The sequence below is a fragment of the Lysinibacillus sp. FSL K6-4013 genome (genome assembly GCF_038630435.1).
GTDB classification, from domain to species: Bacteria; Bacillota; Bacilli; order Bacillales_A; family Planococcaceae; genus Lysinibacillus; species Lysinibacillus boronitolerans.
The window spans coordinates 1088294-1106696 of record NZ_CP152031.1 but is presented as its reverse complement, the minus strand read 5'-3'; the positions used below and the strand labels follow the sequence as shown (position 1 = coordinate 1106696).

Annotated in this window: 18 protein-coding genes; 2 read left to right on the top strand and 16 right to left on the bottom strand. The window is 37.9% G+C overall.

Annotated features, from left to right (window positions below; translation table 11 throughout):
• Positions 1–27: 27 nt before the first annotated feature.
• From MHB39_RS05195 to MHB39_RS05165, 7 genes are all read right to left on the bottom strand, one after another.
• Positions 28–1677, bottom strand: a complete 1650-nt coding sequence (locus tag MHB39_RS05195) for a DAK2 domain-containing protein (RefSeq protein ID WP_036080531.1) — start codon at positions 1675–1677, stop codon at positions 28–30.
• An 18-nt stretch (positions 1678–1695) separates the two neighbouring features.
• Positions 1696–2055 carry an Asp23/Gls24 family envelope stress response protein gene (locus MHB39_RS05190; RefSeq protein WP_004269431.1) on the bottom strand — a complete coding sequence of 120 codons (360 nt, stop codon included), beginning with the start codon at positions 2053–2055 and terminating at the stop codon, positions 1696–1698.
• Between the two features lie 108 nt (positions 2056–2163).
• Positions 2164–3372: a diguanylate cyclase gene (locus MHB39_RS05185; RefSeq protein WP_342545967.1), complete on the bottom strand. Its 1209-nt coding sequence runs from the start codon at positions 3370–3372 to the stop codon at positions 2164–2166.
• Positions 3373–3540: 168 nt separating this feature from the next.
• On the bottom strand, positions 3541–5145 hold the full coding sequence (locus MHB39_RS05180) for a M20/M25/M40 family metallo-hydrolase (protein ID WP_258859573.1): 1605 nt from the start codon (positions 5143–5145) through the stop codon (positions 3541–3543).
• Positions 5146–5182: 37 nt separating this feature from the next.
• Positions 5183–6610, bottom strand: a complete 1428-nt coding sequence (locus MHB39_RS05175; protein ID WP_016995626.1) for an amino acid permease — start codon at positions 6608–6610, stop codon at positions 5183–5185.
• 110 nt (positions 6611–6720) lie between these two features.
• Complete coding sequence (locus MHB39_RS05170) at positions 6721–7482, bottom strand: arginine deiminase family protein (RefSeq protein WP_081977486.1); 762 nt, start codon at positions 7480–7482, stop codon at positions 6721–6723.
• A gap of 14 nt (positions 7483–7496) precedes the next feature.
• A complete protein-coding gene (locus MHB39_RS05165; RefSeq protein ID WP_016993567.1) occupies positions 7497–8369 on the bottom strand; it encodes an arginine deiminase family protein in 873 nt (290 codons plus the stop codon).
• A 299-nt stretch (positions 8370–8668) separates the two neighbouring features.
• On the opposite strand from MHB39_RS05165, the gene MHB39_RS05160 reads away from it, so the two are divergent.
• Together MHB39_RS05160 and rpmB are read left to right on the top strand one after the other, a co-directional pair.
• Positions 8669–9412, top strand: a complete 744-nt coding sequence (locus MHB39_RS05160) for an IclR family transcriptional regulator (RefSeq protein WP_016993568.1) — start codon at positions 8669–8671, stop codon at positions 9410–9412.
• A 185-nt stretch (positions 9413–9597) separates the two neighbouring features.
• On the top strand, positions 9598–9786 hold the full coding sequence (gene rpmB / locus MHB39_RS05155; protein ID WP_004227417.1) for a 50S ribosomal protein L28: 189 nt from the start codon (positions 9598–9600) through the stop codon (positions 9784–9786).
• A gap of 91 nt (positions 9787–9877) precedes the next feature.
• On the opposite strand, the gene spoVM is transcribed toward rpmB, so the two are convergent.
• The 9 genes from spoVM to fmt are packed head-to-tail and all read right to left on the bottom strand — an operon-like array spanning position 9878 to position 18403.
• Complete coding sequence (spoVM, locus tag MHB39_RS05150) at positions 9878–9979, bottom strand: stage V sporulation protein SpoVM (protein WP_099805045.1); 102 nt, start codon at positions 9977–9979, stop codon at positions 9878–9880.
• An 18-nt stretch (positions 9980–9997) separates the two neighbouring features.
• A complete protein-coding gene (locus tag MHB39_RS05145; protein WP_016993569.1) occupies positions 9998–10651 on the bottom strand; it encodes a thiamine diphosphokinase in 654 nt (217 codons plus the stop codon).
• The gene (gene rpe, locus MHB39_RS05140; RefSeq protein ID WP_026023442.1) at positions 10648–11316 is read right to left on the bottom strand and encodes a ribulose-phosphate 3-epimerase; all 669 of its coding nucleotides are present in this window, start codon (positions 11314–11316) and stop codon (positions 10648–10650) included. Before rpe ends, MHB39_RS05145 begins: the two co-directional genes overlap by 4 nt.
• A gap of 2 nt (positions 11317–11318) precedes the next feature.
• Positions 11319–12203 (bottom strand): ribosome small subunit-dependent GTPase A, encoded by an 885-nt coding sequence (gene rsgA / locus MHB39_RS05135; RefSeq protein ID WP_342545965.1) that lies wholly within the window; start codon positions 12201–12203, stop codon positions 11319–11321.
• A gap of 11 nt (positions 12204–12214) precedes the next feature.
• Positions 12215–14203, bottom strand: coding sequence for a Stk1 family PASTA domain-containing Ser/Thr kinase (gene pknB, locus MHB39_RS05130; protein WP_342545964.1), 1989 nt, complete (start codon positions 14201–14203; stop codon positions 12215–12217).
• Between the two features lie 2 nt (positions 14204–14205).
• On the bottom strand, positions 14206–14955 hold the full coding sequence (locus MHB39_RS05125) for a Stp1/IreP family PP2C-type Ser/Thr phosphatase (RefSeq protein ID WP_036077180.1): 750 nt from the start codon (positions 14953–14955) through the stop codon (positions 14206–14208).
• Positions 14956–14961: 6 nt separating this feature from the next.
• Positions 14962–16104 carry a 23S rRNA (adenine(2503)-C(2))-methyltransferase RlmN gene (gene rlmN / locus MHB39_RS05120; RefSeq protein ID WP_342545963.1) on the bottom strand — a complete coding sequence of 381 codons (1143 nt, stop codon included), beginning with the start codon at positions 16102–16104 and terminating at the stop codon, positions 14962–14964.
• A complete protein-coding gene (rsmB, locus tag MHB39_RS05115; protein WP_342545962.1) occupies positions 16104–17465 on the bottom strand; it encodes a 16S rRNA (cytosine(967)-C(5))-methyltransferase RsmB in 1362 nt (453 codons plus the stop codon). The genes rlmN and rsmB overlap by 1 nt, the downstream gene beginning before the upstream one ends.
• Positions 17462–18403 carry a methionyl-tRNA formyltransferase gene (gene fmt / locus MHB39_RS05110; protein ID WP_016993575.1) on the bottom strand — a complete coding sequence of 314 codons (942 nt, stop codon included), beginning with the start codon at positions 18401–18403 and terminating at the stop codon, positions 17462–17464. Before fmt ends, rsmB begins: the two co-directional genes overlap by 4 nt.

The following is an 18403-nucleotide window of genomic DNA, read 5'->3' as shown; positions in this document are numbered from 1 at the left end:
TTTACGGAATAGCAAAGTAGCATGTAATTATTCTACTGAAATAATATATGGATATAACCCTTGTTTGCCATCAAATAATTCAACTTCTACATCTGGATAATTCTCTTCTATGAAAGCTACCAACTCAGATGCAGCTTGTTCGGTTGTATCTTCACCATAAATGACTGTAACAATCTCAGCATCTTCATCGACTAAATCCTTGATTACTTTTTCAGCTGCATCCTTTAGTGCTGGTGTAGAAAGGACAATTTTACCTTCTGCCAATGCCATAAAATCATCTTTGCGAATTTCAACACCATCTATAGATGTATCACGCACTGCATAGGTAACTTGACCTGTCTTCACATTTGCAAATGCGTCTGACATTGTTTTTTTATTTACATCAACAGCCGCCTCTGGATTAAACGCTAAAATCGCTGCCATTCCTTGAGGAATCGTCTTAGTAGGAACAACTGCTGCATCAATTTCTAATAGTTCAACCGCTTGCTCTGCTGCCATCACTATATTTTTATTATTCGGTAAGATTAATACTTTTTCTGCCCCGATTTCTTGTACAGCTTTCACGATATCTTCAGTTGAAGGATTCATTGTTTGACCACCTTCAATGACATAGGAAGCACCGATAGAGCGCAATAAATCTGCTACACCCTCACCCATAGCAATCGTGACAATAGCATACGGATGCTTTTCTACTTTTTTGGTAGGCGTTGGCGCTTTATGTTCTTCACCCACGATTGCTGAATGCTGCTCACGCATATTATCGACTTTAATTTTTATAAGACTACCGTATTTTTGTCCAATCGATAGAACAGAACCCGGTTGCTCGGAATGGATATGAACCTTCGCAATTTCCTCATCTGAAATCACAAGTAAAGAATCACCTAAAGGATTTAGCTCATTACGGAATTGTTCCTCATTAAAAGGTTCTTTTCCATCTTCTAAGCGTACCATGATTTCTGTACAGTAGCCAAATTCAATATCGGCAGTGTTCATGAAATCTTGTGCTCTATGATGTTCTGCATTGATTAAATCATCAAGTGTCGCATCATTTTTCTCAGGAAGAGCCTCACCCTTCAAGGAAGCTAAAAATCCTTCATACACAAATAATAAGCCTTGACCACCACTATCTACCACACCGACTTCTTTTAAAACAGGTAGTAGGTCAGGTGTACGATCCAACGATGCCTTTGCCTCTGCTGTAAAAGCTTCCATTACGGCAATGATATCGTTTTCAGTTTCTGCTACTTCTACACCTTTTTTCGCAGCTTCACGTGCTACTGTTAATATCGTTCCTTCTACTGGCTTCATAACAGCTTTATATGCCGTATCGACACCTGCTTGGAAGGCTCCAGCAAAGCTCTTTGCATCAATTGTTGACTCTTTTTCAATAAACTTCCCAAAGCCACGGAATAATTGAGATAGAATAACGCCTGAATTTCCGCGCGCTCCCATTAACAAGCCCTTTGATAATGCCTGTGCTGTTTTACCAATATGCTCTGAAGCAGCATGCTCTGTTTCTTTTGCACCAGATGTCATCGATAAGTTCATATTTGTACCTGTATCACCATCTGGAACTGGGAAAACATTTAATGAATCTACATAATTTGCATTTTGGTAAAGGTGATGCGCACCCATTTGTACCATTTCAGCAAACTTTATACCGTCTAAAGACTGCATTCGATTTACTTCCTCCTCTTAATTCGCTACACGAACGCCCTGTACAAAGATATTGACAGATTTTACGCTCATACCTAATGTTTTATCTACTGTATATTTCACTTTCGATTGTACTTGATAAGCCACTTCCGAAATTTTTGTCCCGTAACTAACAATAATGTACATATCTATATGTAAATCGTCGTCCTGTTGTCGAATTACAACACCTTTTGCGAAGTTTTCTTTACGTAAAATATCAGTTAGACCATCACGAATTTGATGTTTAGATGCCATGCCAACAATACCGTAGCATTCTACAGCAGCTCCACCAGCAATTTGTGCAAGTACATCTGTTGAAATATCAATTTGGCCGAATTCATTGTTTAATTCAATTGACATAGAAATGCCCCCTTGGCTCTTTTTGACTAAACTATATTGTAACACTTCCGTTATAATTTAAGCAACCTAAGGGGGTATTGAAAGGCTTCATAGCAACGTTTTCTGACTTTAAATAGACGCATTTGCTTCTTCATCAAATATGGCCATTTTACAATAATAGTTATTTCGTCCGTTTTGCTTTGCCAAATACAACGCTTGGTCAGCTAATTCACAACATGTTTGTAAATGCTCATTTTTTGCGATTTTAGCCTGACACATGCCAATACTGACCGTAACTTGTTGGGCAATAGTAGATTGTATATGTGGAATATGAAGTTGTCGAATTCCTTCTAAAATTTCTTCACACACAGGTTCGGCAAACTTGTGAATCTGCTGGCTTATCATAACAAATTCCTCGCCTCCCCAACGGGCAACAAATGCATCATACTTCCCTGCAATTTCTTCCAATAGAGAGGCGACTTTGACAATTGCTGCATCGCCTTGTAAATGTCCATAGTAATCATTAAATTTTTTAAAGCAATCAATATCAATCATTATGACTGTTAAAGGTTGCGTTTGATGAAGTTGCTGTGCTATCTTATTCAATTTTTGATTAAATGCACGTCGATTAGGTAGATTCGTTAAAGAATCTTTTAATGCTTGCTCTGCTAATTCATTATTTTTAATAGCCAACAATTCTGATAGTCGCTTCGTTTTGGTCATTTCCTCATTCAATAAAATATGCTGGATATGGATTTGTTTACGAACCTTATAGGTCTGATATTGAATCATTACACCAATAGGTATTAATAATGACATGGGTAATATAATTTTTATATTTTCACTCGATATTCCAGCACTCATATATGCACTCACAATAATGGCTGATGCAGAAAGCAAAATAATCCAGACAATTTTTCGTAAAGGTAATGCGAATACTGTACAAATAATGATTAAAATAACCTCATACAATGCTGCATGACGGAAAAAGTAAACATCCAATACCGATATCGCAGTAATCAATAGCATTATTGTGTAAATATAAACAACAACCAACCGTTCATACTTCTGTATATTTAAAGGAGTAATATGAATTCGCTTTTCTCTGATAAACAATAATACTGCAACATCTATATAAAACATGGCGATATGAATGGCAATATAGACGGGAACCATGGCTCTTTCCGCCTTCACAAAAAATACCTCTCCATAATGTATTACCGAAATAATGACTGATACATACATGAGTGTCCAAGCAACTATTCTCATCCCTTTTAAATTCGACTGAACCATTTCTTCGCGAATAAAAAAAGCTATTTTTTCTTGATTTTCCATCATGCTCGCTCCTCATGCCCACTTTCAAATAATTATAATGTCCTATATGTATCGTCATGATAATGAAAAATACAAGTCAATCTAAATTTTTCTGATAAATAAAAAAGTTGATACCTTTATAGCATCAACTTTTTACATTGTATTCAATTAAATATCAAAAAATTTATCTAGCTAAAATAGACTTTTAATAAGCGTATCAATCATAACAGGCATCTCTTTAAACGCACTATCCACATGCAATCGTTCTGTTTTTTGGTGGGCATCCTTCCCAAATGGACCGACATTTAAGACAGGACCTTGTAATGCCGTCATTTCTTTGAATGGAATATGATACGTATCGCCCCATACTGGTGTGTTCCGTTCAAATGCTAGCCACTCATTGGATGCATCTGAATAGTTGACATAGCTTAAATCACAAATTCCGTTAAAGTAATGGATCTGCTCCACCTCAATATCAAAGGTTTGAGCTGTTTGCTTCATTAATTCAATCGACTGTTTCACTAATGGATGATTGGATGAATTAATGGCTGGATAGTAAGGTGGTGCATATAACAGGACGGTAGCAGGCGCTAATTCCTGACAGCGAATCATGAGCTGATCCACAATACGAATGGATTTTTCACGATCATCCCAGGCACGATGCTGCTGCACCTGCTGCTTAATCGCTTGAACTTCTTCAGCCCCTAGCTTATGGATGGCATGCTCCAATAAGGCCTCATAGCGTAAAACCTTTACCTTGCCCACCCCCTGCACATTTTCTCGTGTACAAATGGCCTGATAGTGTGCATTGCAAGCAGCCATAGCCTGTAACGCAACTTCCTCAAAAATAGCCATCACCTCTGCCGCTGTCCGTTTTAATAAAAAGACATTGTAAAGTGCCGCCGCACGGTATGGTGTTTGTGTAGAATACTCCATTTTTAAATCTTTTAATTGTAGAGAGACAGGTAGTGGTGTGCTTTCACCTAAATCTGTTTCACGGAAAAGGGGGTTCCACTCCATATGCTGTGTCATATAGGAGGCGATAAAGGTAGCCGTCATTCCTTTTAATGGCTCACCAACATGTGTCTCTTTTCCATAGAACAGCGCAGCAGGCATGATTTTACCAATTGTACCTGAATAAATATATTCATTCGTATCTGACGGCCCTTGTGAAAACGATGGCTCACTATTTAAAAATAATTTATAGGATAAACCATACTGCTCACGTAGTCTCACCAGTTCCACAACAGCCGCTCTCATACCAGCAGAGTTGACTTCCTCATCAGGAACCGTCGTTAAAATCAAATTAATCGGCCATTGCTCAAAGCTTGCCTTTTCGATCAGCTGCATGTGTAAGGCAAGACCCATTTTCATATCCATTGTGCCGCGTCCAAATAAGTAATTCCCTGACTCCAGGTCAATGCGGGCTGCCTCTGGTAAGTCTTTTAGGTATTTAGGTTCTAGGAGCTTTTTCGTTAGTTCTTCTGGATAAAAGGCTAACGGCTCTAGTTCACCATATTCCTCCGTATGCACCGTATCAAAGTGACTGATTAATACAACGGTTTCTGTTGCTGTTGGATGCTTATAGAAGGCTGTCACCGCATTTCTGCCAAGTCCTGCATCATGTAATTCAATCAACTCAGGGTGTTTTTCAAAATATGGAAGCGTTAACAATTTATCTTTTAACTGATAGGCAAATTTATTTTCGCCCTCCGTTAATGTTCGGCTTTCCCAGCTCACAAGTTCACATAATAGGGCACGTAGTTTTTCAGGTGTATCCCACATAAAAGCATTCATAAAATTCTCCTTTAACTCCCATTCGTTAGTGGTACGATTAACGAACTTCTAGTGTTTCTTCACTTTTGCTATCTGTAGCAGCAGTCGCCGCTTTTTTTAATTTCAATTGATAAAAGATCATACAGGCAATAAAGAAGCCAATCCCGTATAGTAAACCAATCCTTTGCGTTGGATCAAACGCTAAAAATACTAGAATTAAAACACAAAAGATTATACAAAATACTGGAATCAACGGGAATAGTGGTGTTTTAAATTTTAGATCAGCCACATTTCCTCCTGACTTCACATAGCGATAACGGAACATTAACTGAGAAGCACAAATCCCCATCCATGAAATTGTGACAGATATACCAGCTACCGACATTAGTAATACAAATACAGCATCGGCTTCCATTACACTAGTTAATAAAGATAAGAGTGAGAATACCATCGTAAAAATAAGCGCATTTAAAGGTACTTTATTTTTCGTTAATCGACCAAATAACTTGGGCGCCATCCCCTCTTGTGACATGGAAAATAATAAACGTGTTGATGCATATAAACATGAATTACCGACTGATAAAATAGCTGTCAAAATAACAAAGTTCATGATACTAGCGGCATATGGTACACCAGCTAAATTCATTAACGTGACAAATGGACTTTCCATAAGCCCAAGCTCTGATGCTGGGAATATTGCTGATAATACAATAATGGAAGCAATATAGAAAACGATGATTCTGAATAGAATTGTACGAATCGCTCTTGGAATATTTTTTTCAGGGTTCTCGGTCTCCCCTGCTGCAATACCCACCAGCTCTGATCCCTGATAAGAAAAAATTACATTCATCATTGTGACAAAAATAATCGTAATACCTGCTGGGAATAAACCAGAAGGTGCTAAATTTGTGAGATGTGGAGTAGGACGATCTGCTAATGGAATGAAACCAAAGATAGCCGCTCCACCAATAATAATAAATGCAATCACTGCAACAACTTTTATACTAGCAAACCAGAACTCTGCTTCAGCAAAGCCCTTCGTTGTTAAAGCATTTAAGACAAATAAAAGAACCATAAACACAGCACACCATATCCAAATTGGTACACTTGGAAACCAATGCTGCATTAAAATACCTGCAGCCGTAAATTCAACGCCTGCTGTGGCAGCAGACCCGACAAAATACATCCAACCTAATGAAAAACCAGCAGAAGGACTAATGAAACGTGTTGCATATGTTTGGAAAGAGCCTGTAACAGGCATGTAAACAGCCAATTCTCCAAGACAGTTCATGACCATAAACAAAATTAAGCCACCAAACAAGTAACCAATCAGTGCACCTCCGGGTCCTGCCTGATTAATGGTATAGCCTACATTTAAAAATAAGCCTGTTCCAATAACACCCCCAAGTGAAAGCATTAATAAGTGACGACTTTTCATCGAACGTTTTAATTGATTATTGTCAAGCTGATCCCCTTTATTCAACATCCATCCCTACTTCCCATATAATGTAAAAATATTAAATATTCTGATATTTTAAGAATGAAAGTACCCAATCAATTTTCTCTTTTAAATTGATTGGGTATAGTTTGATTTACTTAAAAACGTAATGATAAACAGCTTAAACCACCGTCGTGTTTTCTAAATTCAGACATATCAAGTTCAATAGTTTGATAGCCCAGGTCTAGTAATTTACGATTTGTTTCTGGATAGCCAGCTGGAATAATAATATAATCATTTACTTGAATACAGTTAGCTGAATATTCATCCTCTTTAGGAATCACGATTTTTTCGTAAGATTCAAATGCAGGATGATCGACAAATTCACCAGCTAGCACCATACGATTGTTCCCAACATAGGCAATTCCAGTTTTTAAATGGAAGAATTCTTTTAATGGGATAATAGTTGCTTCATAACCTTCTTGTTCAACAATCTCTTTAAATTGCTGAGCGCCTTCTTCATTTGTGCGATCTGAGATCCCTACGTAAAACTTTTTCTCTGCTTGTAATACATCTCCACCATCAAGTGTTCCAGAACCTTTAATATAGTAAATTTTTTCATAGAATTGTTTTACAGCTGGTTCGATTTCTTCAATTTCGCGGTTACGAGCTGCTGCTCCAGGATTCGATATAATAGCAAATTCAGCTGTTAATACAGCTGTATCCTCTACAAATGTTGAATCTGGAAATGCTTCATTTGCTGGTAATTGTGTTACTTCAACACCACATTTTTTTAAAGCCTCTACATAGTGTTCATGTTGTTCAAATAATTTTTCTAAAATGGGCTTTCCTAAATCACTAGTCGTTAAACCGTTTACAAAACTATTACCTGGATTTTTAACAATAACATTTTTAAACATATTCATCTTCTCCTTTATCCTCTTACTACTGGGCAAGTTAGGCACGTAGGCCCACCTGTTCCTTTAACAGTAATTTCATCGCCTTTATATTCATACACAGTTGCTCCTGCATCAAGTAGCTGTTGCTTTGTTTCTTTGTTGCCTTGAGGAATTACACAGACCCTTGGTGCAAGCGCTAACACATTACAACCTAATGAATCGTATTCATCTTTTGATACCTCTACTAGCTGGATGCCACGCTCAATTAGCAGTTGTCTGAAAAATACTGGCATTAAGCGCGAATGCACAACAGCTAAATCTTGGTCTACCATACTTATGAAAGACATTAAATGTAAACACTCAGCTTCACCAAGATCATGTGGTAGCTGTACAACTATAAATTCATCTACCAAATCGGCTGTCATATCCTTTAACTGACGAATGGCTTCATCATTTGTTCGATAACCTCTGCCCACAACGAGCGTTCGATCATCTAGCCAAACAATATCTCCACCGTCCGAAACTGCCTCACCTGTTAGTTCACCGATTACGGGAATACCCTTTTGCTGTAAAAAATCCTTGTATACTCCTGCTTCTGGCTGTCTTAATTTTTTGCCCGATTTCAGTATAATGGCACCATTTGGTGTGAATTTAACTGGATCATGTGCGTAGAGAGAATCTAATCCTACTTCTTCTGCTATTGGCAGATAATCAATGGTTTCAACATACTTTTCAAGAATCCCAATAAATTCAGCGTATTCGCTTAGAGCTTCTTCATAATTAGGCTCTGATAAGTAGTTAAATGTTTTCCATTCCTCACTAAGATGTGTTTGGCTTCGAAAAGCATCTTTTGGATCTTTTACAATAACGTGTTTCAAAGGTGCATACATTGATGAACAATAATGCATTCCTTTCACCTCATTTCCGTGTAGTGGAAAACGTTTCCGTTAAGAGGAAAGTTTATATGAAGAATATATTCGTTTTATGCTATACTGTCAATATATTTAGAAAACTTTTATTTTTCTTTTAATCTAAATTGCATTCACTCTTGGAAAAAGAGCTGTATTCGCATTCATTAAAAGAATCCCTTTGAAGCTTTCTTGAATTAAAATACAGTCTTTGTTTAGGCTACAGATTCGTTCGGGAATATTGGAACTAGACGTAAATGGAGATTAAAAATAAAATAGGATGAAGGGAGGTGGGACAAATGCAATTATTAGAGCGGGCAATGACCATTGCCAAGGTTTTAGCTGCCGATGCAAACGACAGTAGCTTGTCCATTTCAGAGCTTTCTACAAAATGCGATTTACCGCTAAGTACTTTACATAGAATTTTAAAAGCCATGATTAAACAAGGGATGATTGAGCAAGATGAGCAGACTAAACATTATCGGCTTGGAACCATATGGATGGAACTTGGCTTACAGGTGTATGATACGATGGATTATATTAGCAAAATTAGACCTGAGTTAGAACGATTAGCCAGAGAGGTTGAAGAAAGCGTCTATTTAAGTAAACCAGCTGGATTAGATACGATTATTATAGAACGGATAGACAGTGCAGCAAATCCGATTCGTATTTATGATCAGCTAGGGATTCGCATACCTATGCATATTGGAGCGGCCAATAAAGCCATACTTGCCTCAATGTCAGCGATACAATCAAAAGAAATACTAGAGCAACTAGTAACTAAAGATGAAATGGCCGAATTAGAGGAACAGCTTCACCAAATTCGACAACAAGGCTATGCAATAAGTCACGGAGAACGAACTGCAGGTACTTCCTCCATTGCCGTCTCTGTTTTAGATGGTTTTGGTGAAGTGATAGGAGCAGTCAGTATTGGTTTTGTAAACTTTAATGTCTCTCAAGATCATATTAATACATTAATTGAGCGATTAGTTGATACTGGTAGACGTGTATCGCTGAAACTTGGTTATCGAGGAAAAGGATAGGAGAACTATTCCCCAATAACTTCTCTACTTTTCATAAACGTTTTTTGTCTGTAAAGGTTTTTTTCTTGAAAGGTTATGTGAAAACTGTTGCACTGAACGCCATCGTATGTTAAATTATTATGGTATGTGAAATACCGAACTGAAATAATAATCTTTCAGCATCAACAGTAAGGAGGGAATACAACATGCCAAAACAATGTGTAATCACTGGACGTAAAGCTCGTACTGGTAACAACCGTTCCCACGCTATGAACGCTAACAAACGTACTTGGGGTGCTAACCTTCAAAAAGTTCGTATCTTAGTTGACGGTAAACCAAAACGTGTATGGGTTTCTGCTCGTGCATTAAAATCAGGTAAAATCGAGCGCGTTTAATCGCTGCTTCTAAAAAATCGATTTCGCATTGAGCGCAATCGATTTTTTTCTTGATTAGTATTCTATAAGAAAGTAAAAAATCCGACTAACATTAGTCGGATTTTTTTACTTTCTTATCTTTCTTAAATAGGTTAATACACGTACGCGTGATACTACTCACGAATTTCGGCAATTGGAACGTATATACTTTCAGGACTCTCTCCCCCTTACGCTAATCTATGCTTCTTATCATTAAACATATGCCTTGCGAGAAAGATATAGACCCTGAAGTTCCTATTATTTCATTACTTGTAAATCGAGATGTTCCTAAAGAAATTTCCTCATTCGTTGTTTCATATTTTACTTGTCGTAATGTTACACCTTGAATAGGCTCCTCGTGAGCAAAAAAAGACAAGTATCGGTATCGATTATCTGCATAAATTGTATGTGTGCCTGGCAGTAAAAATTGCAACATATTAGTATGATTGATTATCTTAAGTTCAATTTGAGGATGCTCTTTTTGTAACCGATAAATAGAACGAACAGCTGCCTCATAATGATCTAAACGCCCACCCGTCACACCTGTCAAAACAATTTCTTTTGGTGCAAACGTATAGGCTTTAAGCAAAGCTAAATCCGTGTCTGTTTCATTTTTCTCTTCTTGAAAACGTTGCTGATCATTGGTTTGTGCCATCACCTGTCGATATTCTTCATCTGTTAAAGAATCAAAATCACCAACAATGGCATGAGGCGTAATTCCCTGCTCAATTAAATATAATGCGCCACGATCTGCCCCGATAAACACAACATCCTGTTGCTGCTGAAACGATGAAAATGAACAAAGCTCATTTTTTGGACCACCTGCACAAACAACGACTGTCGTCATCCTTTAATCGCTGCCTCGCCAGCAAGTAAAATCTCTTGAAGAGCAGCTGTTCGATCTTCTTTACTATAGATGGCTGACCCAGCTACAAAAATTGTCGCTCCAGCCTGTGCACATGGCACAATTGTTTCAGCAGTAATACCACCATCAATTTCAATGGCAATATCTAAGCCTCGCTCCTTAATCATTGTTGATAATGCTTCAATTTTAGGTACAACAGAATGGATAAACTTTTGTCCACCGAATCCAGGATTAACAGTCATTAATAATACCATATCAATATCTTCTAAAATGTGTTGAATTGATTCTATCGGTGTATGTGGATTTAATACGACACCAGCTTTTACACCAAAGGAACGGATTAATTGAATTGTGCGATGCAAATGACGGCATGCTTCTACATGTACCGTAATATAATCTGCTCCAGCTTTTGCGAACTGTTCAATATACTGATCTGGATTTTCGATCATTAAATGCACATCTAATGGTAACTTTGTTAAAGGACGGATGGCGTCCAATACAATGGAACCAAATGAGATATTCGGTACAAAGTGACCATCCATTACATCAATATGAATAAGTTGTGCACCTGCTTGCTCTACTTCCTTTACTTCTTCACCTAACTTTGCAAAATTCGCTGCTAATATTGATGGTGCTATTTGTATCATCATTAATACCTCGGCTTTCGATCCATAATTTCTTGCATAAATTGTTCATAATGCTTGTAGCGGTAGTCTCGAATTTCTCCTGATTCGACTGCTGCCTTTACTGCACATTTAGGCTCTTTCAAGTGTAAGCAACCTCTGAATTTACAATCATCCGCCACTCTAGCCATTTCAGGAAAACATACACCTAATTCTTCTTTCTCAATTTCGTCAAAATCAAAGGAACTAAATCCAGGTGTATCTGCCAATAAACCATCACAGACCTCTATCAGTTCAACATGACGAGTGGTATGTTTACCCCGTCCTAAACTTTGGGAGATAATACCCGTTTTTAAGTTCAACTCTGGAATTAGTGTATTAAGCAAAGTTGACTTCCCAACACCCGATTGGCCAGCTAAAACAGTGGTTTTTCCCTTTAAAATAGGACGTAATCGTTCAACTAATTCTTCTTCATCTTTATATGTTTGCAAAACTGTATAGCCCATGTTTTCATAATCTGCTATATAATTTTGTAATTCCTCACGTTCATCTTTTTCTAGCAGATCCATTTTTGTTAAACAAATAATAGGATGTACATGGAAGGATTCTAACACAACTAAAAAACGATCCAGTAAAATGGTATTGAAATTTGGCTCCTTTACGGAAAATACCAAAATACCTTGATCAATATTAGCAATTGGCGGACGTACCAATTCATTTTGACGCTCTAAAATCTTTTGTATAGTCCCATCGGAGCCTTCTGTTTCCATTGTATACTCTACAATATCGCCAACAAGTGGGGATTCGCCACGGTTACGAAATACCCCACGTCCTCGACATTGAATCAGTTGATGTCCATCAAATACATAATAATAACCGCTTAATGCTTTTCTTATTTGGCCTTGCGCCATCCAATTCCTCCTTAATCGACATCCTTATAATTAACTTTGCCTTCTAAAATTATTTCTGAGTCACGGATTATTCTATAACTCGCATCTTTGCCATCTTCAATTGTAAGCTGAATGTTGTATGGCGTATCACTTAAAATTTCAAATACTTCCACTGGTTCAGACAATGTATGATTTTTATCTTGAATTTCAACTCGAATGTTTTGGGCTATTCCCTCTTCTGTAGGTTTATACTCAATGACTACAGGTATGAGACGTAGTTTATCAGGCTGTTTCGCTGGTCCTTTACTTATGACAACAGATATCATAGAACCTTCCTCTACCATAGTACCCGCTTTTGTCAATTGCGAAATTACACTGCCAGCTGGGATGGTCTCATGATGTTCTTCACGAGAGATACGCCAATTGAGACCTACTCTTTTCACATAGTCATCCATATCCGCTTTCGTATAATTTACAACGTTTTCAACCCTTACCATCCTAACTCCTTGGCTAACTTTAAACGTGATTGTTTCTTCTTTCGCTACTACCTCAGAATTTGGCGGTATGCTTTGCTCAATGATTCTTCCTTCTGGTTCACGAGAAGGAACATCCTCTTTTATGACATCCTTATATTTACCTTTTATTAAAGCTTCAACTTGACTATAATTTTGTCCTACATAATTATCAACAGTCGTCATCTCTACACCTAAACTAACGATTAAGTCTACCTCTGAGCCTTTTTCACGTAATGCATTTTTTGCAGGGTCCGTTTCAATAACCTTCCCCTTTTCAATTTCCTCGTGATTTCGCTCCTGATGCTCTTCACCAACAACAAATCCATCTGCCTCTAATTTTTTTGTCGCTTCCTCTATTGTTAAATTTGCTACATCTGGTATAGCCACTTTTTTCGGGCTAAATAAATCTTTTGCAAAAATAAAGAATAGGAAAATGACAATCGCTGCAATAAATAGTCCCGCAACATACTTTGGCCAATTTTTCTTCTTTGCCTTAACGGGAACTGGCTTTTCTACAGGCTTTTTAGGCTGTGGTTGAGAAGGAGCTTTAGCTTCCATAATCGGTTCAATAACTCTTGTTTTGGTTAAATCTTCGTCTTTTTTATGCATCTGCTCTTTAATGATGGGAATAGCCTTCGTCACATCATTATCCACAGGGATGACAAATTTGGGATCGTTGATTCGAGACGGTGATAGTACGGTTTCCAAATCCTCATACATTTCTTCCACTGTAGTATAACGATGGGATGAATCTTTGGCAGTAGCCTTTAAAACTACATTTTCCAAGCTTTGAGGAATCGTTGCATCAAAAGCTCGGACAGAAGGCGTTTCGGCTTGTAAATGCTTAAGAGCAATTGAAACAGCTGATTCACCAGAAAATGGAAGTTCACCTGTTAATAATTCATATAACACAATACCGAGTGCGTAAATATCTGATTTGTTTGTAGCTGTACCGCCGCGCGCTTGCTCTGGTGATAAATAATGCACTGTACCAAGCACAGAGTTTGTTTGAGTAAACGATGTAGCACTTAACGTCATGGCAATACCGAAATCCGTAATTTTCACATTACCTTCTGCATCCATTAAAATATTTTGCGGTTTAATATCACGGTGGATAATATGGTTTTCATGGGCATTAGCTATGGCAGACGTTAATTGCTTCATAATATGCACACTTCTAGCAGGAGAAATTGGTGCAAATTCTTGTATGTACTGCTTTAATGTTTTTCCTTGAACATATTCCATCACAATATAATGTAGATCCCCATCGTCACCTACATCATAAACACTAACAATATTCGGATGTGTAAGACTTGTAGCAGACAGTGCCTCACGTTGAAAACGTCGATGTAATTCATCCTCATTGGAAAAATCATAGCGTAATATTTTAATGGCTACATCACGATTTAAGATCATATCGTGTGCTAAATAAACATTGGACATACCTCCGCCACCAATGAGTTCTATAATTTTATAACGGTCACTAATTCTTTTACCTACAAGCATTCTTACACCTCCTCATCCTTTTTTGTTAATAGCACGAGGGAGATATTATCTTCTCCCCCGCTGGCATTTGCTAATTCCACAAGTTTACGTCCCTTCTCCTCAATAGAATCTGGATACGTAATTATCGATGCCATTTCATAAACTGTTAGTTTATTGCTTAGTCCATCTGAACAAATGAGTAAATACGATTCTGATGCTAAATCTACTTCATAAAAGTCTGGTTCGATTGTTTCCTCTGTCCCAACCGCTTTTAAGATGAAATTTTTCTTTGGATGTGTCAAAGCCTCTTCTTCGCTTATCTCACCATTTTCAACCAAGACGTTCACATATGAATGATCTCTTGTTATTTGTTGTGCACCATCTTCAAAGAAATAATACACACGACTGTCCCCCACATGTGCAATGAAGCAATGTTGTTCTTCGATTAACACCGCAATAAATGTCGTGCCCATTCCTTTACAGTCTTCATGTGATAAAGAATAGTCATATATTGTTTTATTCAATTGTTGAACTGTTTGTAATAACCATTCTTTTTTTGATGTTGTGGATACAAAATGATGTGTGTCTGCCTGTAAAAAAAAGGATTCCATCTGTTGGATTGCCATATCACTTGCTACATCACCAGCATTATGACCACCCATGCCATCCGCAACAAGTGCTAGTGCAAGCCCATCTGGACGTTTAAAGAATGCAGCACGGTCCTCATTAATGGATCGTTTTAAACCAATATCACTTTCGACTGTGTATTCCAATACTGGTCACCTCGTTTCTTCAGATCTCTCTTGTGCACGTAATTGACCACACGCAGCAGCGATATCTGTACCTTGCTCTCGGCGGATCGTTACGTTAATACCATTTTTCTTTAATGTTTTTTCAAAAGCAAAAATTTGACTACGAGATGTACGAACATAATCACGTTCTGGTACATAGTTTACAGGAATTAAGTTGACATGACATTTAATTCCTTTAATTAATGCAGATAGCTCCTCTGCTATTTCTACTGAATCATTTTCGCCAGACATTAATCCATACTCAAAACTCACTCGTCGACCTGTTTTTTTAGTATAGTATCGTACAGCTTCCATTAATTCTTCTAATTTATAAGCACGAGCAATTGGCATTAGCTTTTGACGTGCTTCCTGGTTTGGCGCATGCAGAGAGACAGCAAAGTTAATTTGTAATTGTTCATCTGCAAATTGATAAATTTTCGGAACAATACCAGATGTTGATACTGTAATATGACGTGCACCGATATTTAAACCTTTTTCATGGTTGATCACTTTTAAGAAGTTCATCATTGCATCATAGTTATCAAAAGGTTCGCCAATACCCATAATGACAATATGGGATACTCGCTCACCCAATTCATCTAAAGTTTGCTGCACTTTGACAACTTGCTCAACGATTTCTCCTGCTAATAAATGTCGCTTCAAACCACCTAGAGTGGATGCACAAAACGTACAGCCAATTCGGCAGCCTACTTGTGTTGTTACACAAACAGAATTTCCATACTCATGGCGCATTAATACCGTTTCTATTGAATACCCATCTTGTAGTTGAAATAAAAATTTAATGGTACCATCTTTAGATTCCTGTTTAATAATGGTTGAGAGTGTGGATAATGCAAAATTTGCTGTTAGCTTTTCGCGTAATCCCTTTGAAAGGTTTGACATTTCTTCAAATGTCTTTACACGTTTATTATACAACCAGTCAAAAATTTGAGCAGCGCGGAAAGGCTTTTCACCATTTTCCTTTAGCCATTCTTCTAATTGATGAGGTTGTAAAGAATAAATGGATTCTTTTAAATTTGGCTTTTCTTTTTTTACACGTCGAACGGGCTTTTCTTCTGCTTCTTCGACTAAATCGTTAATACGTTCATTAAATTTCTCTTGATCCACCATTAGTTGGATTCTCCTTTTTTACGAAAGGCGGCGACAAAGAAACCGTCACTGCCAAAGTCTTGTGGAAAGACTTGAAGCATGCCATTAGCTTGCTTTTCCGCTAATTTTGTTGGTAAAGACTCTAGTTGTATAGCTTCCATTTCTGGATGTGCTATTAAAAAGGCTTGCACTGTACCTTCGTTTTCTTGTATGTCTACTGTACACGTACTGTATACAAGCTTGCCATCAGTTTTCAATACTTTTGTGGCTGCATCGAGTAAAGCTAATTGGATTTTTTGAAGACTTTCTAAATCTTCCTCACGCTTTGTATATTTAATATCTGGCTTACGTCGCATAACCCCTAGTCCACTACATGGTGCATCCACTAAGATAGCATCAAAAGACGCTGCTTGTAAAAATTCAGGCGCTTTCCTTCCATCAATCGGGGCTGTTTCAACAATATCAAGCCCTAGACGCTCTGTATTATGGTCGATTAAATCTAATTTATGTGGATGAAGGTCTGTTGCTAAAATGGAACCTTCATTTTTCATTATTTCGGCTATATGCGTTGTTTTTCCACCAGGTGCCGCGCACATATCCAAGACACGCATACCTGGAGATGGATTTAGCACATTAGCAGGTATCATTGAACTTTCATCCTGAATAGTAATCATACCTTCTTTAAAGGCTTTCGTACGAGCTGGTTGGCCGTTTGTAATGTGTAAGCACTCTGGTATAACATCGCTTTGCTTGGCAGTTAAACCCTCTGAATTTAACTCGACAATAGCCTGTTCAACGGTTGCTTTTGTTTTATTAACACGAACAGTCTGCACAGGCGGTCTATTATTTTCATGTAACATCTCAGTCGCTACTGCCAGACCATAGTTATCAACAAATCGTTGAACTAACCACACTGGATGACTTGTTTCTATAGAAAGACGCTCAATTGGATCTGCTATGTCATCTGTTGAAGGGACTCCACTGCGTAACACGGATCTTAATATGCCATTGACCATAGAGGCGATTCCACGATGTCCTCGACGCTTGGCAATTTCTACTGCTTCATTTACCGCAGCATGTGGAGGAATACGTGTTAAATAATGGATTTGATACAACGAGATTCTTAATAGCCAGCGAACCCAATGATCAATTGAACCGCGAATAAATGGCTCTAAGTAATAATCAAGTGTCATTTTATGCTGTAAAGTTCCATACGTTATTTCAGTCAATAAAGCACGATCTTTTGCTTCAATTTTATGTCGTTTAATTGTTTCATTTAGCAATAAGTTGCTATAGGCCTGATTTTTATCAACTGCTAATAGAATTGACAAGGCGGCATCTCGTACATTGCCATCCCAAATCACTACACTTTTTTTACTCATTTAAATTGGTCCCCAATCTGTAATTTAGAACCTGTCCCACGTAAATATTCCTCTGCGGTCATGCGCTTTTTACCAGCTGGTTGCACATCATATAATGCTAAAGTTGTTCCGTTGCCAGCTGCTACCTCAAAATGATCTTTGTCAATGGCAACCACTGTACCTGGATTAGCCTCATGTTTACTTTTGCCAATCGTTGCCCACCATACTTTAAAATTCCCATCCTCAAAAGTCGTATAAGCAACAGGCCACGGATGAAGACCGCGCACTTGATTGTACAGAGTAGTAGCATCGTTTGTCCAATCGATGCGTTCCTGCTCCCTTGAAATATTACTTGCAAAGGTAACTTGTGCTTCATCTTGAACTGTACGGTTATTTGTACCATTTATAATAGAAGGAAGTGTTTCCTTAAGTAATTCACACCCAACCTTACTTAGCTTATCAAAAAGGCCACCAGTATGATCATCTTCCTCAATAGGGATTGCTTTTTGAGAGATAATATCTCCCGCATCAAGCTTTTCTGCCATATACATGATTGTTACCCCAGTTTCTTTTTCACCATCCATGACGGCTTGGTGAATTGGAGCACCTCCACGATATTTTGGTAATAGTGAGGCATGGACATTAATACAACCAAGAGATGGTGCATCCAATAGCTCTTTTGGTAATATTTGACCAAACGCAGCAGTTATTACTAAATCGGGCTGTAAAGCAAGAATTTGCTGTAATTCCTCAGAGCCACGCAATTTTTCGGGTTGAATAATCGGTATGCCAAGTTCCAATGCCGTTGCCTTTACAGGAGGCGGTGTTAGTACTCGCTTACGCCCTACTGGACGATCTGGTTGTGTTACAACTGCCTTAATAGCATATCCTTCATCATGTAGCATACGCAAAATAGGTGCGGAGAAGTCAGGTGTCCCCATAAAAATGATAGATGTCAT

Excerpts from the sequence above, each read along its gene's own strand:
- MHB39_RS05160 (WP_016993568.1), top strand. The coding sequence starts at position 8,669 with ATGCAATTATTAGAGCGGGCAATGACCATTGCCAAGGTTTTAGCTGCC.
- MHB39_RS05195 (WP_036080531.1), bottom strand. The coding sequence starts at position 1,677 with ATGCAGTCTTTAGACGGTATAAAGTTTGCTGAAATGGTACAAATGGGT.
- rpmB (WP_004227417.1), top strand. The coding sequence starts at position 9,598 with ATGCCAAAACAATGTGTAATCACTGGACGTAAAGCTCGTACTGGTAAC.
- rsmB (WP_342545962.1), bottom strand. The coding sequence starts at position 17,465 with ATGAGTAAAAAAAGTGTAGTGATTTGGGATGGCAATGTACGAGATGCC.
- MHB39_RS05170 (WP_081977486.1), bottom strand. The coding sequence starts at position 7,482 with ATGTTTAAAAATGTTATTGTTAAAAATCCAGGTAATAGTTTTGTAAAC.
- pknB (WP_342545964.1), bottom strand. The coding sequence starts at position 14,203 with ATGCTTGTAGGTAAAAGAATTAGTGACCGTTATAAAATTATAGAACTC.
- MHB39_RS05190 (WP_004269431.1), bottom strand. The coding sequence starts at position 2,055 with ATGTCAATTGAATTAAACAATGAATTCGGCCAAATTGATATTTCAACA.
- rlmN (WP_342545963.1), bottom strand. The coding sequence starts at position 16,104 with ATGGTGGATCAAGAGAAATTTAATGAACGTATTAACGATTTAGTCGAA.
- MHB39_RS05175 (WP_016995626.1), bottom strand. The coding sequence starts at position 6,610 with ATGTTGAATAAAGGGGATCAGCTTGACAATAATCAATTAAAACGTTCG.
- rpe (WP_026023442.1), bottom strand. The coding sequence starts at position 11,316 with ATGATACAAATAGCACCATCAATATTAGCAGCGAATTTTGCAAAGTTA.
- MHB39_RS05185 (WP_342545967.1), bottom strand. The coding sequence starts at position 3,372 with ATGATGGAAAATCAAGAAAAAATAGCTTTTTTTATTCGCGAAGAAATG.
- fmt (WP_016993575.1), bottom strand. The coding sequence starts at position 18,403 with ATGACATCTATCATTTTTATGGGGACACCTGACTTCTCCGCACCTATT.
- MHB39_RS05180 (WP_258859573.1), bottom strand. The coding sequence starts at position 5,145 with ATGAATGCTTTTATGTGGGATACACCTGAAAAACTACGTGCCCTATTA.
- MHB39_RS05165 (WP_016993567.1), bottom strand. The coding sequence starts at position 8,369 with ATGCATTATTGTTCATCAATGTATGCACCTTTGAAACACGTTATTGTA.
- rsgA (WP_342545965.1), bottom strand. The coding sequence starts at position 12,203 with ATGGCGCAAGGCCAAATAAGAAAAGCATTAAGCGGTTATTATTATGTA.
- MHB39_RS05145 (WP_016993569.1), bottom strand. The coding sequence starts at position 10,651 with ATGACGACAGTCGTTGTTTGTGCAGGTGGTCCAAAAAATGAGCTTTGT.